10 protein-coding genes and 1 tRNA gene are annotated in these 13,413 nt (G+C 41.5%); 7 read left to right on the top strand and 4 right to left on the bottom strand.

From position 1 onward, the window contains the following. The first annotated feature begins 44 nt into the window (after positions 1 to 44). The 6 genes from clpP to ORQ98_RS03815 all read left to right on the top strand — a co-directional run bounded on the left by clpP (position 45) and on the right by ORQ98_RS03815 (position 7,720). Entirely contained in the window at positions 45 to 683 is a 639-nt protein-coding gene (clpP, locus tag ORQ98_RS03840; RefSeq protein ID WP_274687463.1) for an ATP-dependent Clp endopeptidase proteolytic subunit ClpP, read from the top strand. Positions 684 to 804: 121 nt separating this feature from the next. Then, the gene (gene clpX / locus ORQ98_RS03835; protein ID WP_274687462.1) at positions 805 to 2,094 is read left to right on the top strand and encodes an ATP-dependent Clp protease ATP-binding subunit ClpX; all 1,290 of its coding nucleotides are present in this window, start codon (positions 805 to 807) and stop codon (positions 2,092 to 2,094) included. Between the two features lie 451 nt (positions 2,095 to 2,545). Continuing rightward, positions 2,546 to 4,969 (top strand): endopeptidase La, encoded by a 2,424-nt coding sequence (gene lon, locus ORQ98_RS03830; protein WP_274687461.1) that lies wholly within the window; start codon positions 2,546 to 2,548, stop codon positions 4,967 to 4,969. A 236-nt stretch (positions 4,970 to 5,205) separates the two neighbouring features. Next, positions 5,206 to 5,478, top strand: coding sequence for a nucleoid-associated protein HU-beta (hupB, locus tag ORQ98_RS03825; RefSeq protein ID WP_163834458.1), 273 nt, complete (start codon positions 5,206 to 5,208; stop codon positions 5,476 to 5,478). Between the two features lie 82 nt (positions 5,479 to 5,560). Then, positions 5,561 to 5,637: transfer RNA gene (locus tag ORQ98_RS03820), tRNA-Asp, on the top strand. 190 nt (positions 5,638 to 5,827) lie between these two features. Next, positions 5,828 to 7,720: a SurA N-terminal domain-containing protein gene (locus ORQ98_RS03815; protein WP_274687460.1), complete on the top strand. Its 1,893-nt coding sequence runs from the start codon at positions 5,828 to 5,830 to the stop codon at positions 7,718 to 7,720. Between the two features lie 280 nt (positions 7,721 to 8,000). On the opposite strand, the gene fabI is transcribed toward ORQ98_RS03815, so the two are convergent. Further along, entirely contained in the window at positions 8,001 to 8,798 is a 798-nt protein-coding gene (gene fabI / locus ORQ98_RS03810) for an enoyl-ACP reductase FabI (protein ID WP_274687459.1), read from the bottom strand. 411 nt (positions 8,799 to 9,209) lie between these two features. On the opposite strand from fabI, the gene ybaK reads away from it, so the two are divergent. Further along, positions 9,210 to 9,710 carry a Cys-tRNA(Pro) deacylase gene (gene ybaK, locus ORQ98_RS03805; RefSeq protein WP_274687458.1) on the top strand — a complete coding sequence of 167 codons (501 nt, stop codon included), beginning with the start codon at positions 9,210 to 9,212 and terminating at the stop codon, positions 9,708 to 9,710. Here the strand turns inward: ybaK and ORQ98_RS03800 are convergent. The 3 genes from ORQ98_RS03800 to ORQ98_RS03790 are packed head-to-tail and all read right to left on the bottom strand — an operon-like array spanning position 9,687 to position 13,395. Then, on the bottom strand, positions 9,687 to 11,285 hold the full coding sequence (locus ORQ98_RS03800) for an ABC transporter ATP-binding protein (RefSeq protein ID WP_274687457.1): 1,599 nt from the start codon (positions 11,283 to 11,285) through the stop codon (positions 9,687 to 9,689). The genes ybaK and ORQ98_RS03800 overlap by 24 nt on opposite strands. Then, entirely contained in the window at positions 11,282 to 12,307 is a 1,026-nt protein-coding gene (locus ORQ98_RS03795; RefSeq protein ID WP_274687456.1) for an ABC transporter permease, read from the bottom strand. Before ORQ98_RS03795 ends, ORQ98_RS03800 begins: the two co-directional genes overlap by 4 nt. 5 nt (positions 12,308 to 12,312) lie before the next feature. Then, complete coding sequence (locus ORQ98_RS03790; protein ID WP_274687455.1) at positions 12,313 to 13,395, bottom strand: microcin C ABC transporter permease YejB; 1,083 nt, start codon at positions 13,393 to 13,395, stop codon at positions 12,313 to 12,315. Positions 13,396 to 13,413 lie beyond the last annotated feature (18 nt).

The following is a 13,413-nucleotide window of genomic DNA, read 5'->3' as shown; positions in this document are numbered from 1 at the left end:
GGTATTTTATTTCAGCTCCGTCAAATAGGGAGTGATGCAACGAAATGGCTAAAATCATTACCGGTGGATATGCCGATCCCATTGTAAACTCTGGACTGGTGCCTATTGTTGTTGAACAGACAGCACGTGGTGAGCGTTCCTATGATATCTACTCAAGGCTATTAAAAGAGCGGGTTATCTTCCTGATAGGGCAGGTTGAAGACCATATGGCCAACTTGGTAGTGGCTCAAATGCTGTTTTTAGAGTCTGAAAACCCTGATAAAGATATTCATCTTTATATTAATTCACCTGGTGGTTCTGTTACAGCAGGGATGTCTATTTACGATACGATGCAGTTTATTAAGCCTGATGTGAGCACCATGTGCATTGGTCAGGCTGCCAGCATGGGTGCACTGTTATTAACAGGTGGTGCTAAAGGTAAGCGTTATGCATTACCGCACTCAAGATGCATGATTCACCAGCCATTGGGTGGTTTCCAAGGTCAGGCCTCGGATATTGAAATACATGCCAAGGAAATCATGTCTATTAAGAATAAGCTGAACCAAGTATTGGCACACCATACTGGTCAACCACTTGAGGTGATTGAGAAAGATACTGATCGTGATAATTTCATGAGTGCTTCTCAATCAGTTGAGTATGGCTTGGTTGATGCAGTACTGGAAAAGCGTGCTGTACCAGAATAATCTAAGCTTAAGGTAGCAGAGGGTGAAAGCCTTCTGTTTTTCACGCTTCTACTTGAAAACTAGGCGCAAAGGCTACATCTTTGAATGTAGCTGAAATAGTTGTCTCAGTAGGAAATTTAGAATGACTGACGAAAAAAATGGCAAAGGTGAAGATAGCGGCAAGCTGCTTTACTGTTCTTTTTGCGGCAAAAGTCAGCATGAGGTTAGGAAGCTTATCGCTGGGCCCTCTGTATTTATCTGTGATGAGTGTGTAGATCTGTGCAACGATATTATTCGTGAAGAGGTGCAGGAGAGTAGCCCAGATAGTTCTAGCGACAAATTGCCCACACCAAAAGAAATAAATGCAATACTGGATGAATATGTTATTGGTCAATCGAGAGCCAAGAAAATTCTTTCAGTTGCCGTGTATAACCACTACAAACGCTTACAGCGGGGCGGCAAGAAAGAAAAAGAAGATGTAGAGTTGGGAAAAAGCAACATCTTGCTGATTGGGCCAACCGGTAGTGGTAAGACATTGCTCGCTGAGACTTTGGCTCGGTTGTTGAATGTGCCTTTTACTATTGCAGATGCCACTACCCTGACAGAAGCAGGTTATGTGGGTGAAGATGTAGAAAACATTATTCAGAAGTTACTGCAAAAATGTGACTATGATGTGGACAAAGCCCAAATGGGTATTGTTTACATTGATGAAATTGACAAGATTTCCCGTAAGTCAGATAACCCATCGATTACTCGTGATGTGTCTGGAGAAGGTGTTCAACAAGCGCTGTTGAAGTTAATTGAAGGTACTGTTGCTTCCGTACCACCTCAAGGCGGTCGTAAGCATCCACAGCAAGAGTTCTTGCAGGTAGATACTTCGAATATTTTATTTATCTGTGGTGGTGCATTTGCCGGGTTAGATAAGGTTATTCGTGATCGCTCTGAAAAAGGTGGTATCGGGTTCTCTGCTGAAGTGAAGAGTAAGGACACCAGCAAGAAAGTGGGTGAAACCCTGAAAGACGTTGAGCCAGAAGACTTGGTGCGTTATGGGTTGATTCCTGAGTTTGTTGGGCGTTTGCCAGTGATTGCTACTTTGGATGAGCTTGATGAACCTGCTTTGATTCAAATATTGACTGAGCCAAAGAACTCGCTAGTGAAGCAGTATGGCAGGTTGTTTGAAATGGAAGAAGTTGAGATTGACTTTAGGGAAGAGGCGTTGAGTGCTATTGCTCAAAAGGCAATGGAGCGCAAAACCGGTGCACGGGGATTGCGATCAATTTTAGAGTCAGTCCTGCTAGATACCATGTACGACATTCCTTCTCAGGAGGATGTTAGCAAGGTTGTCATCGATAAATCAGTAATTGACGGGGATTCAGAGCCGCTACTGATATATGAGAATAGTGAGCAGCAAAAAGCGCTGCCAGATGATTAAATCAACTATAATTAAATGGGGCCTTTAAGGCCCCATTTTTTTATGGATTAACGCATTGCTTGTCGGTATGAGTACAGAGCTGCAGTGAGATCAAGGATAAGCTTGTTTTTCATTGCTTCGTCCCCATGTTATAACCAAGGTTTGTTGGTAATAGCCTGGTGTCTGTTATTTATTTAAGAATAGTGTTGTATAACTAGCTAGTCTGAACCCAGAGGCTAATGTTGATCGGCTAGCGTTAAGTAAACAGTTATTGAGTGATGCTTCCTGCTTAAATCAAGTGAAGCGCAGTAAACAGCACTGAATGCCTAAACAGCAGCTGTCATGTGGTAAAAGTATGTTGCAAGTAGGCTTGTCTGTTATTAGCACAGGTGTTAACCAGGCTGGCTTAACATAATGAATTCACTCGCTGTATGGTTGTATGCAGCAAAAAGTAGTTACTAGGGGGCTACTTATGGAGACATACGATATCTCCGATCGACCTGATGTTTTTGAATTACCGTTATTGCCCTTAAGGGATGTTGTGGTATATCCCCATATGGTTATTCCATTGTTTGTGGGTCGTGAAAAATCGATCAAGGCATTGGAAGCAGCAATGGAAAAGGATAAGCAAGTACTGCTTGTTGCCCAAAAAGATGCTTCAGATGATGAGCCTAACCAGGCAGATATATTTGATATTGGAACGGTTTCCACAATTTTACAGCTACTCAAACTACCTGATGGAACGGTTAAGCTTTTAGTTGAAGGCGGTCATCGAGCCCATATCGAAAGCCTATCTGGAGACCAGGATGACTACTACAGTGCTTGGGTTACTCCACTAAAAACAATTGAGGCAAAGGAGCGTGAGTCTGACGTATTGACCCGTTCGTTGATTTCTCAGTTTGAACAGTATGTACAGCTCAGCAAAAAAGTGCCTGCTGAGGTGCTCACCTCACTATCTTCTATTGATGATGCAGAACGACTGACTGATACCATTGCTGCCCACATGGCATTGAAGGTACATGAGAAGCAAAAGATTTTGGAAATCAGTGATCTTCATAAACGAATTGAGCATTTGATGGGGATCATGGAGTCTGAAATTGACCTGATGCAAGTTGAAAAACGCATTCGAGGTCGAGTGAAAAAACAGATGGAACGCAGCCAGCGTGAGTATTACTTGAATGAGCAAATGAAAGCCATTCAAAAAGAGCTGGGGGATATGGATGAAGCGCCCAATGAGATTGATGAGCTGCAGGCTAGGATTGATTCTTCAGGCATGACCAAAGAGGCTAAGGAAAAAGCCGGTGCTGAGCTGAATAAGCTGCGGATGATGTCACCTATGTCGGCAGAAGCTACAGTGGTGCGTAGTTATATCGATTGGATGGTGAATTTACCTTGGAAAAAACGTAGTAAAGTACGTCATGACCTCAAGCAGGCAGAGAAAATCTTAGAAACAGACCACTATGGTTTGGAAGAAGTTAAAGAGCGCATTTTAGAGTACCTGGCGGTTCAGCAACGTGTGCGTAAACTGAAAGGGCCAGTACTTTGCCTAGTAGGACCGCCAGGTGTGGGTAAAACCTCGCTTGGTGAGTCGATTGCTAGAGCAACTAATCGTAAATTTGTGCGGATGGCATTAGGTGGGGTGCGTGATGAAGCGGAAATACGCGGCCATCGTCGTACCTATATTGGCTCAATGCCTGGTAAGTTATTGCAAAAAATGGCCAAAGTTGGAGTAAAGAATCCGCTATTTTTGCTGGATGAAATTGATAAAATTGGCTCAGATATGCGTGGAGATCCGGCTTCTGCCTTATTGGAGGTACTTGATCCAGAGCAGAATAATACCTTTAATGACCATTATTTAGAGGTAGACTACGACTTGTCGGATGTTATGTTTGTCTGTACCTCTAACTCAATGAATATTCCAGGGCCATTATTGGATCGAATGGAGGTCATTCGTATTCCAGGCTACACCGAAGATGAAAAAGTGAATATTGCGTTGCGGTATTTAATACCAAAGCAGAAAAAGCTTAATGGTTTAAAGGAAAAAGAAGTTGAGTTTGCGAAAGACACCGTGCGTAGCCTGATTCGCTACTATACCCGTGAAGCTGGGGTGCGTGGTTTAGAGCGGGAAATTGCGAAAATTTGCCGTAAAATAGTTAAAGAGCACGCACTGGGGCAAGAAGGTATTGATGTTGTCTTGCCTGAACAACTTGAGCATTATTCAGGTGTCAGAAAATTCAAGTATGGCTTAGCTGAAGAAGAAGACCAAGTAGGTCAAGTAACAGGCTTGGCCTGGACGCAAGTGGGTGGTGAGCTGCTAACCATTGAAACTATTGCTGTGCCTGGTAAAGGACGTATAACCAAAACGGGATCACTGGGCGATGTGATGCAGGAGTCAATTCAGGCTGCCTTGACAGTGGTGCGTAGTCGTTCACAAGTGTTGGGTATTCCCAGTAATTTTCATGAAAAAAATGATATTCATATTCATGTCCCTGAAGGCGCTACACCGAAAGATGGTCCCAGTGCAGGCATCGGGATGTGTACAGCTCTCGTCTCTGTGCTGACAGGTATCCCTGTGAAAGCTGAGGTAGCAATGACAGGTGAGATTACGCTACGAGGTCAAGTGTTGCCTATTGGTGGTTTAAAGGAGAAATTACTGGCAGCTCATCGTGGTGGAATTAAAACAGTGATAATTCCAGATGAAAATCAGCGTGATTTAAAAGAAATTCCTGATAATATTAAGGAAGACTTGGAAATCCGCCCTGTGAAGTGGATTGACGAGGTGCTAGGGATTGCTTTGCAATATATGCCAGAGCCTCTACCTGAGACTGAACAAGTAGTAAAAACATCTGAAGATCAACAGACTAATGAGTCTAATGAGCGTATTAATACGCACTAATTAGGGGTTTACCTTGACAGTCTTGAAAGCGAGTTGGTATAAATCCCCACTCGCTTTGGCACCACGGGTCAGGCGTCTTGTTGAGTTTTGCTGCTTCGTTAAAAAATAAATTAAACATTGCGTAAATTAGCAGCATGGTCTGGCAAACAGATTTGTGTTGATGCGCGCTTACCAAACACAGTTTAATGAATGTTGTGTTAAGCGTTTACTAAATATCTCAAAAGAAGGGGAATAGAGTGAACAAATCAGAGTTAATCGATGCAATTGCAGCTTCTGCTGATATTTCTAAAGCTGCTGCCGGTCGTGCTCTTGATGCAATGATCGACTCAGTCACCAAAGCTTTACAGGGTGGTGATCAAGTTGTTTTGGTGGGATTTGGTACTTTTTCTGTCAAAGAGCGTGCAGCACGTACTGGACGTAACCCACAGACAGGCGAACCAATTCAAATACCTGCTGCAAAAATTCCAAGCTTTAAAGCTGGTAAAGCATTGAAGGATGCCGTAAACTAAGCGCCTTCAAGGGGGCAGTTGAGTCTAGCTGCCCTTAGTAATTTATGGGTTAAGTGTTAATAATAACATTTACTCAGAATTTGGAGCGGTAGTTCAGTTGGTTAGAATACCGGCCTGTCACGCCGGGGGTCGCGGGTTCGAGTCCCGTCCGCTCCGCCAAATACTAAAAGGCGCATCAATTGATGCGCCTTTTTTATATGTAATAAACCTGAATTATAGGGTAGTAATAAAAATATTTTTCTGGCTATGTTTCATTAACTATTGTATAAGCCGGTTTTTTACATAATAGGGCACATTGAACATAACAAAGTAACAGTGACAACTGGCCACCCGGTTGTGCGAGGTTAATATGCTGCAAGGTATCAGGGATAATGCACAAAGCTGGATAACAAAGGTTATTGTTATCTTAATTATATTTTCTTTTGCTATTTTTGGGCTTGAGTCCATTCGTTTGGTTGCTACCAATAATGGTGTTGCTACTGTCAATGGCGTAGATATATCGCCTCAAGAAGTACAACGAGCAATGACGTTCCAGCGCAATCAGCTGATACAACAAATGGGGGATAACTTTGATCCTTCATTAATTAATGAAGATGAACTACGTTCAGGTGCTATTGAATCATTAATTAATGAACAAATACTGGTTCAGGCAGCTGAAGAGGCTGGTATGTATGTTACTGACCAGGTCATTAATGAGTATATTTTGCAAAACCCTAGCTTTCAGGTGGAAGGTAAATACAGCAAAGAGCGGTTTCAGCTAGCTATCAGTTCATTAGGGCTATCTCCTCAACAGTTTCGTCAGTATTTACGTCAGCAAGTATTGGTTAACCAATATACAATAGGTGTTAGTGCGTCTGACTTTGTGCTGGATAATGAAATTAATACCGTACTAAAGCTTGATCAACAAACTCGTAGTATCCAATATCTTACTTTGCAGTTGGATAAAATAAAGGCTGAAGTTAAGCCAACAGAAGATGAAATTAAGGCATATTACGAAGCTAATAAAGACGACTTTAAAACCCCAGAACAAATACAAGTCGACTATGTGGTGCTGGATCGTGCAAAGTACTTGGAGGCTATAGAGGTTTCTGATAAAGAAGTACAAGAACGCTATGATGCACTTGTTGCTGACTTGGAAAAAGAAGCTAAAAAACGCCGCCAAGTTGCGCATATCTTATTTGAGATCAATGACGATTTAACAGAAGAAAAAGCTAAAGCGCTAGCTGATGAAGTGAAACAAAAGTTAGCCAATGGTGAAGACTTTGCTAAGCTGGCTAAAGCTTATTCCAGTGATAAAGTATCAGCAGAAAAAGGTGGTGATTTAGGCGTTGTTGAAAAAGGATTTTTTGGTGAGGAGTTTGATTTAGCGTTGGCTGACCTTAAAGAGGGAGAGGTATCTGAGCCAGTTAAAAACGATTTTGGTTATCAGATTATCAAGGTTACCGGAGTTGATAAGGCGAAAATACCAAGCATTGCTGAAAAGAAAGATGAAATAGTAAAGTCTTTAAAACAGGAAAAGGTTGAGCTGGCTTTTGCTGAGAAAAAAGAAGAGTTTGGTTTAAAAGCATATGAATCAGATTCTTTGACAGCGCTAGCAGATGAGTTTGAATTGGCTGTTCAAACTTCTGATTATTTTGATGCTAATGGTGGCAAAGGGCTGTTCGCTAATAAAGCGTTAGTGAATGAGGCATTTTCTGAAGAAGTAGTTCAAGACTCAGAAAATAGTAAAGCTATCGAGGTCGATGAAGGCAAGTGGGTTGTTGTTCGTTTGAAAGACCGTAAGCTTGCGGCAATTAAGCCCCTTGATCAAGTAACTGAGACAGTAAAAACAGCCATCACTAATAAACAAGCTGAAGAAAAAATGAATGCGCAAGTGGAGCAACTACTTGCACAGTTAAAAGAGGGTAAAACTTTAGAGTCTGTGGCAACTGAAGCAGGACTTGAGCTTAAAAAAGCAGAGAATATTAAACGAAGCGCAGCTAATTTACCCCGCCAACTGATAGCAGAAAGCTTTAAAATGCCTCGTCCAAGCGAAGATAAGCAAAGCTTTAGCCAAGCAACATTATTAGGTGGCAATATGGCAATCATTGCTTTAAATTCAGTGAAAACACCAGAAAAAGTGAAAGAAGATGGACAGCAAAAACAGTTTATTGCTCGCTATCTGACGGATCAGCAAGGTAGACAAATGACGGCTTCATTGCAACAGAACTTACGAGAAAGTGCTGAAATTGAGCGTAATTAAGAAACCTTAAGCAAAGATAAAATCTATGCTACTAAAAAAACGGGCTGCTTATTATTAAGCAGCCCGTTTTTTTTGCCCTGACTTTTATGTTAATAGGTTAGAAAATCTAAAGTTAAAATAGCAATACTCACAGTGAGTATTGTGCTGTGAAGGCTAGAAAAAGAAGGGGCTACGCATGAAAAATGAGTGGTTGGGAAATGTTTTTAGTCTGAGTAGTGATGTAAATCAGGAGAGGTTTAGTCTGGAGAGTGTCGTTAAGGCACACTCTCCGAGCAGGAACTTATTCTTCGTCCAAAGCGCCCATTGCGGTTATATTGAAGCCACCATCTACATAAGTGATTTCGCCAGATACGCCGCTAGCAAGATCTGAGCATAGGAATGCAGCTACATTACCCACTTCTTCAATAGTCACATTGCGACGTAAAGGCGTTTGCTTTTCGTTGTAGTTCAGCATTTTTCTAAAGCTTTTAATGCCAGAAGCTGCCAAAGTACGAATAGGACCAGCAGAGATGGCGTTAACCCGAGTACCATCTGGGCCCATGCTGGTAGCTAAATAACGGACAGAAGCTTCTAAGCTTGCTTTAGCCAGGCCCATCACATTGTAATTAGGCATAGTCCGCTCAGCGCCTAAATAAGAGAGGGTAAGCAGTGCTCCGTTACGCCCATCAAGCATGGGCTTAGCAGCTTTTGCTAAAGCAATAAAGCTATAGGCACTGATATCATGAGCAATTCTAAAGCCCTCACGGGTAGTCACATCAACAAAGTTGCCTGTTAGTTGGTCACCAGGAGCAAAACCGACAGAGTGCACAATGATATCAACACCGTCCCACTTTTTATTTAATTCAGTAAAGACATTAGTAATTTCTTCATCATTGGTGACATCACAAGGAAAGCATAGCTCAGGGTTTGAGCCCCACTCTTGGGCGTATTCTTCTACCCGTGACTTCAGCTTGTCATTTTGATAAGTGAAAGCCAGTTCAGCACCTTCACGATGCATAGCGGCAGCAATACCAGAGGCAATTGATTTTTTACTGGCAACACCGACGATTAGTGCCTTTTTTCCAGCTAAAAAACCCATAATAATCTTCCTAAATTTTAAGTTAGCCGATGACTATACTGGACTGAATACCCTTTGTATTGGCTAGGTATGCCAGAATAGCCGTTTAACTTGTTTGTAAAATAGACAATAAAGTGTGGGAAGTATATTGGAATCTGGTCAAAATTGCGAATGTAAATCAGCTTGGTGAGACTGGTTAGAAGTTTGGTTTACGTGTTTATTTGGCTTGTGTGCTTTGTAAGCAGACTGATCGACTGGAGGAGAGCTGTTAAGTGTTTTATCAAGTGTGCTAAAAAACATCCATAGTTGGTTCATTGGAATTATACTACTCGTTTTAATTTTGAAAAAAGGCTGATATAAATTATTTAATCGCATTGATATAAAAGCGGCAGAAATTAAGAATAATCATAAGCTAAAAGGTAGTAGGATTCTATGACACCGGCCGTAATGGTAGCTAAGCAAGCTAAGATAGACTTTTTTCTTCATGAATATAGTCATGACCCTGCCGCAGTATCTTATGGGGTGGAAGCGGCAGAAGCCCTGGGTTTAGACGCTGACAGAGTTTATAAAACACTGCTTGTACAGCTATCGGCGAGTAGAGAGTCATTGGTAGTTGCATTAGTGCCAGTTAATTCCCAATTAAATATTAAAGCAGTTGCAAGTTACTTTAAGGCAAAACAAGCCGTTATGGCAGAGCCTATAATAGCAGAGCGTACAACGGGTTACTTAGTCGGTGGGATTAGCCCGTTAGGTCAGAAAAAGACACTGCCATTGTTGTTGGATCAGTCCGCAATGATATGCAAGACGATTTTTATTAGTGGAGGCAAGCGAGGGTTAGAGATGGAACTCAACCCAAACGATTTGCTTTCACTTACCAGTGGAAAAGTAGCAGCGATTAAAAAACAGGCTTTACAAAAAAGCAGCTTCAATTAACGCTTGGGTGTAGGGATGGTTGGGTTGGTGAAATATATCGTGTGTATTACCTGTCTCAATACATTGGCCTTTTTGCATCACCATAATGCGGTGACTCATGGCTTTAACGACGGCTAAATCATGACTGATAAATAAATAACTCAGCTGGTACTTTTGCTGTAGGTTGCGTAATAAACTGACGATTTGGGTTTGTACGGTACGGTCTAGTGCTGAAGTGGGTTCATCTAAAATAATGAGCTTGGGTTTCAGCACTAGCGCTCGGGCAATGGCTATTCGTTGACGTTGACCACCTGAAAACTCATGAGGATAGCGGTGCCGAATACTGGGGTCTAGTCCTACTTCGCTCAGCGTTTGGCAAATTTCCAGGTCAATATCTTCGACGGCCAGCTGGCTTTGGTGGATATTAAGGCCTTCACCGATTATTTGCCCAATGGACATTCGTGGATTTAAGCTACCAAATGGGTCTTGAAAAACAATTTGAATATCGCGACGTAGCGGGCGAAATTCATGTTGATTCAATGCGGTGATGGCTTGATTATTAAAGTGAATATCACCTTCGCTGGGTATTAATTTTAATAACGCAAAACCCAGGGTTGACTTACCAGAGCCACTTTCGCCAACTACTCCTAACGTTTCACCTTGTTTAATAGTTAAATCAGTGGGCTCAAGGGCTTTTACAAAATCGACAGTACGCTTAAAAATACCTGCAGTGAGAGGGAACCAAACTTTTAATTGTTTTGCAGCTAGAATCGGTTTCGCTTCTTTATCAATAGGGGCTGGTGTGCCTGTAGGCTCCGCATTAATCAATAGCTGAGTGTAAGGGTGATTAGGGTGTTTAAACAGCTTATCACAGGGCCCGTTTTCAACAATATTACCATCTTTCATAACAGCAACTTTGTGAGCAACATGTTGTACTAGATTGAGGTCGTGGCTAATTAATAAAATAGCCATCTCTAAGTCAGTTTGTAATTGTTCAATTAGCTTTAATATTTGTAATTGAACAGTGACATCCAGTGCAGTGGTTGGTTCATCAGCGATTAGTAGTTTTGGTTTATTGGCCAGTGCCATTGCAATCATTACTCTTTGACGCTGTCCTCCCGATAATTCATGAGGGTAAGCATTAAGACGTTGTTTTGCATTATGAATTTCAACTTGCTCTAGCAGCTCAAGGGTCTGTTGCCTGATGGCTGCTTTGCTAATGCCAGGTTGGTGCAATTGAATAATTTCACCTATTTGTTTAACAATGGAATGGAGTGGATTAAGTGAAGTCATAGGTTCTTGAAAAATCATCGCAATGTCATTGCCTCTGACTTTTCGTATGGTTTCAGTAGGGGCGGTAAGTAAATTTTCTCGTTGCCAGAGCACTTCGCCATTTGTCTGGCAGGCCGGTGCTGGAGGGAGCAGCTGAAGAATAGACTGGGCTGTCACGGATTTGCCGGAACCACTTTCACCAACCAATGCCAATGTTTCACTGTGATTGATAGCAAAACTAACCTTGTTAACAGCAGTAAATGTTTGGTTAGCTTGATTAAAGCTAACTGATAATTCTTTTACTTGTAATAAACTCTCACTCACAGTTTTATTTTCCTTGGATCAAATGCATCGCGAGCGGCTTCACCAATAAAAACTAATAGCGTTAACATAAGTGCCAGGGTGATAAATGCAGATAGGCCTAACCAGGGAGCATGTAGGTTGTTTTTTCCTTGAGCGACTAATTCACCTAAAGAGGGTGAGCCGACGGGTAAACCAAAGCCCAGGAAGTCTAATGAGGTTAATGCTGTAATGCCTGACGTTAAAATAAATGGCATAAAGGTTAATGTTGCCACCATGGCATTGGGTAAAATATGACGAAAAATAATTAAACCGTTAGCCAGGCCTAATGCTCTAGCGGCTCTGACATATTCGAAATTTCTTGCTCGTAAGAACTCGGCCCTAACTAAGTCAACTAGTTGCATCCAGCTGAATAACAACATTATACCCAACAGCCACCAGAAGTTAGGGTTAACAAAGCTGGATAAGATGATAAGTAAAAACAGTACGGGTAAGTTTTGAAAAATTTCAATTAACCGCTGGCCAATCAAATCAAACTTACCCCCATAGAAACCTTGGAGGGCTCCAACGGCAATACCAATAATGGAACTGATAATAGTCAGAGTTAAGGCAAACAATACTGAAATGCGAAACCCGTAGATGATTCGTGATAATACATCTCGAGCCTGATCATCGCTGCCTAACCAGTGGTTGCTGTCAGGCGGTGATGGTGCGGGTTGAGGAAGTTCATAAACAATTGTGTCATAATTGTAGGGGATCAGAGGCCATAGCATCCAGCCGTTTTTATCAATTAGCTCTTGAATGTAGGGGTCTTTGTAGTCAGCTTCAGTTTCAAATTCGCCACCGAAAACCGTTTCAGCATAGCTTACAACAATGGGAAAGTAATAATTATCTTGGTATTTTAATAACACCGGCTTGTCATTAGCAATCCACTCAGCAAACAAGCAAATAATAAATAATATACAAAATATCCATAATGAATAATAGCCTCGCTTATTTGCTTTAAAGGCTTCCCAGCGGCGTAGATTAATTGGGCTTAAAGGCATGCTGGTTAACCCTCACGGCTTTCGAAGTCAATTCTAGGATCTACCAGCATATAACTAATATCGCCAATAAGTTTGAGAATAAGACCAATCAAGGTAAAGATAAACAAGGTGCCAAAGACAACGGGATAGTCCCGTTGTATGGCAGCTTCAAATCCCAATAAACCTAATCCATCTAGTGAAAAAATAACCTCAATCAGGAGTGAGCTGGTAAAGAAAATGCCCACTAATGCGGCCGGAATTTGCGCAATAATGATTAACATGGCATTACGAAATACATGACCATAAAGAATTTTATTTTCGGCTAACCCTTTTGCCCTTGCTGTTGTAACGTACTGCTTGTGAATTTCGTCCAGAAAAGAGTTTTTGGTTAACATGGTTAAAGTAGCAAAGCTACCAATGACAATCGAGATCACGGGTAATGTAATATGCCATAGGTAGTCTACGATTTGTTGTTGCAAGCTCATCTCATCAAAATTATCGGACGTTAAACCACGTAGTGGAAACCAGTCTAAATAGGTACCTCCTGCAAAAAATACGATAAGTAGAATAGCAAATAAAAAACTGGGGATTGCATAGCCTACGATGATCACGGTACTGGTCCAGATATCAAAGTGAGAGCCATCTTTAACCGCTTTTTTAATTCCCATGGGGATCGATATAAGGTAAACCAGCAGGGTACTCCATAAACCTAATGAAATCGAAACAGGCAGTTTCTCAATTATCAGGTCAATCACTTTTTTATCATGAAAAAAACTTTCGCCAAAATCAAATTGTGCATAATTTTTTAGCATAATAAAAAATCGTTCATGGGCAGGCTTGTCAAAGCCATAGAGTTTTTTAATATTTTCAATCAGCTCGGGGTTGAGTCCTTGTGCTCCTCTGTACTCACTGGAAGGCTGGCCGCTGGCAATGCTATCTGATCCAGCACCTAAACGGCTGCCGATGCCAGTATCTAAGCCTTGTAATTTAGCGATCATTTGCTCAACCGGGCCGCCAGGGGCTGCTTGAATAATAATAAAATTAATTACCATAATCCCTAGTAGGGTAGGGATTATGAGAAACAGCCGACGAATAATATAGTCAAACATAAATTTAATGACCAACCA

The organism is Spartinivicinus poritis, from assembly GCF_028858535.1.
In the GTDB taxonomy this organism is placed as follows: Bacteria; Pseudomonadota; Gammaproteobacteria; order Pseudomonadales; family Zooshikellaceae; genus Spartinivicinus; species Spartinivicinus poritis.
The sequence above is the reverse complement of the archived record's forward strand: the minus strand, read 5'-3'. Positions and strand labels throughout refer to the sequence as shown.

Excerpts from the sequence above, each read along its gene's own strand:
- clpX (WP_274687462.1), top strand. The coding sequence starts at position 805 with ATGACTGACGAAAAAAATGGCAAAGGTGAAGATAGCGGCAAGCTGCTT.
- ORQ98_RS03790 (WP_274687455.1), bottom strand. The coding sequence starts at position 13,395 with ATGTTTGACTATATTATTCGTCGGCTGTTTCTCATAATCCCTACCCTA.
- clpP (WP_274687463.1), top strand. The coding sequence starts at position 45 with ATGGCTAAAATCATTACCGGTGGATATGCCGATCCCATTGTAAACTCT.
- ybaK (WP_274687458.1), top strand. The coding sequence starts at position 9,210 with ATGACACCGGCCGTAATGGTAGCTAAGCAAGCTAAGATAGACTTTTTT.
- lon (WP_274687461.1), top strand. The coding sequence starts at position 2,546 with ATGGAGACATACGATATCTCCGATCGACCTGATGTTTTTGAATTACCG.
- ORQ98_RS03815 (WP_274687460.1), top strand. The coding sequence starts at position 5,828 with ATGCTGCAAGGTATCAGGGATAATGCACAAAGCTGGATAACAAAGGTT.
- fabI (WP_274687459.1), bottom strand. The coding sequence starts at position 8,798 with ATGGGTTTTTTAGCTGGAAAAAAGGCACTAATCGTCGGTGTTGCCAGT.
- ORQ98_RS03795 (WP_274687456.1), bottom strand. The coding sequence starts at position 12,307 with ATGCCTTTAAGCCCAATTAATCTACGCCGCTGGGAAGCCTTTAAAGCA.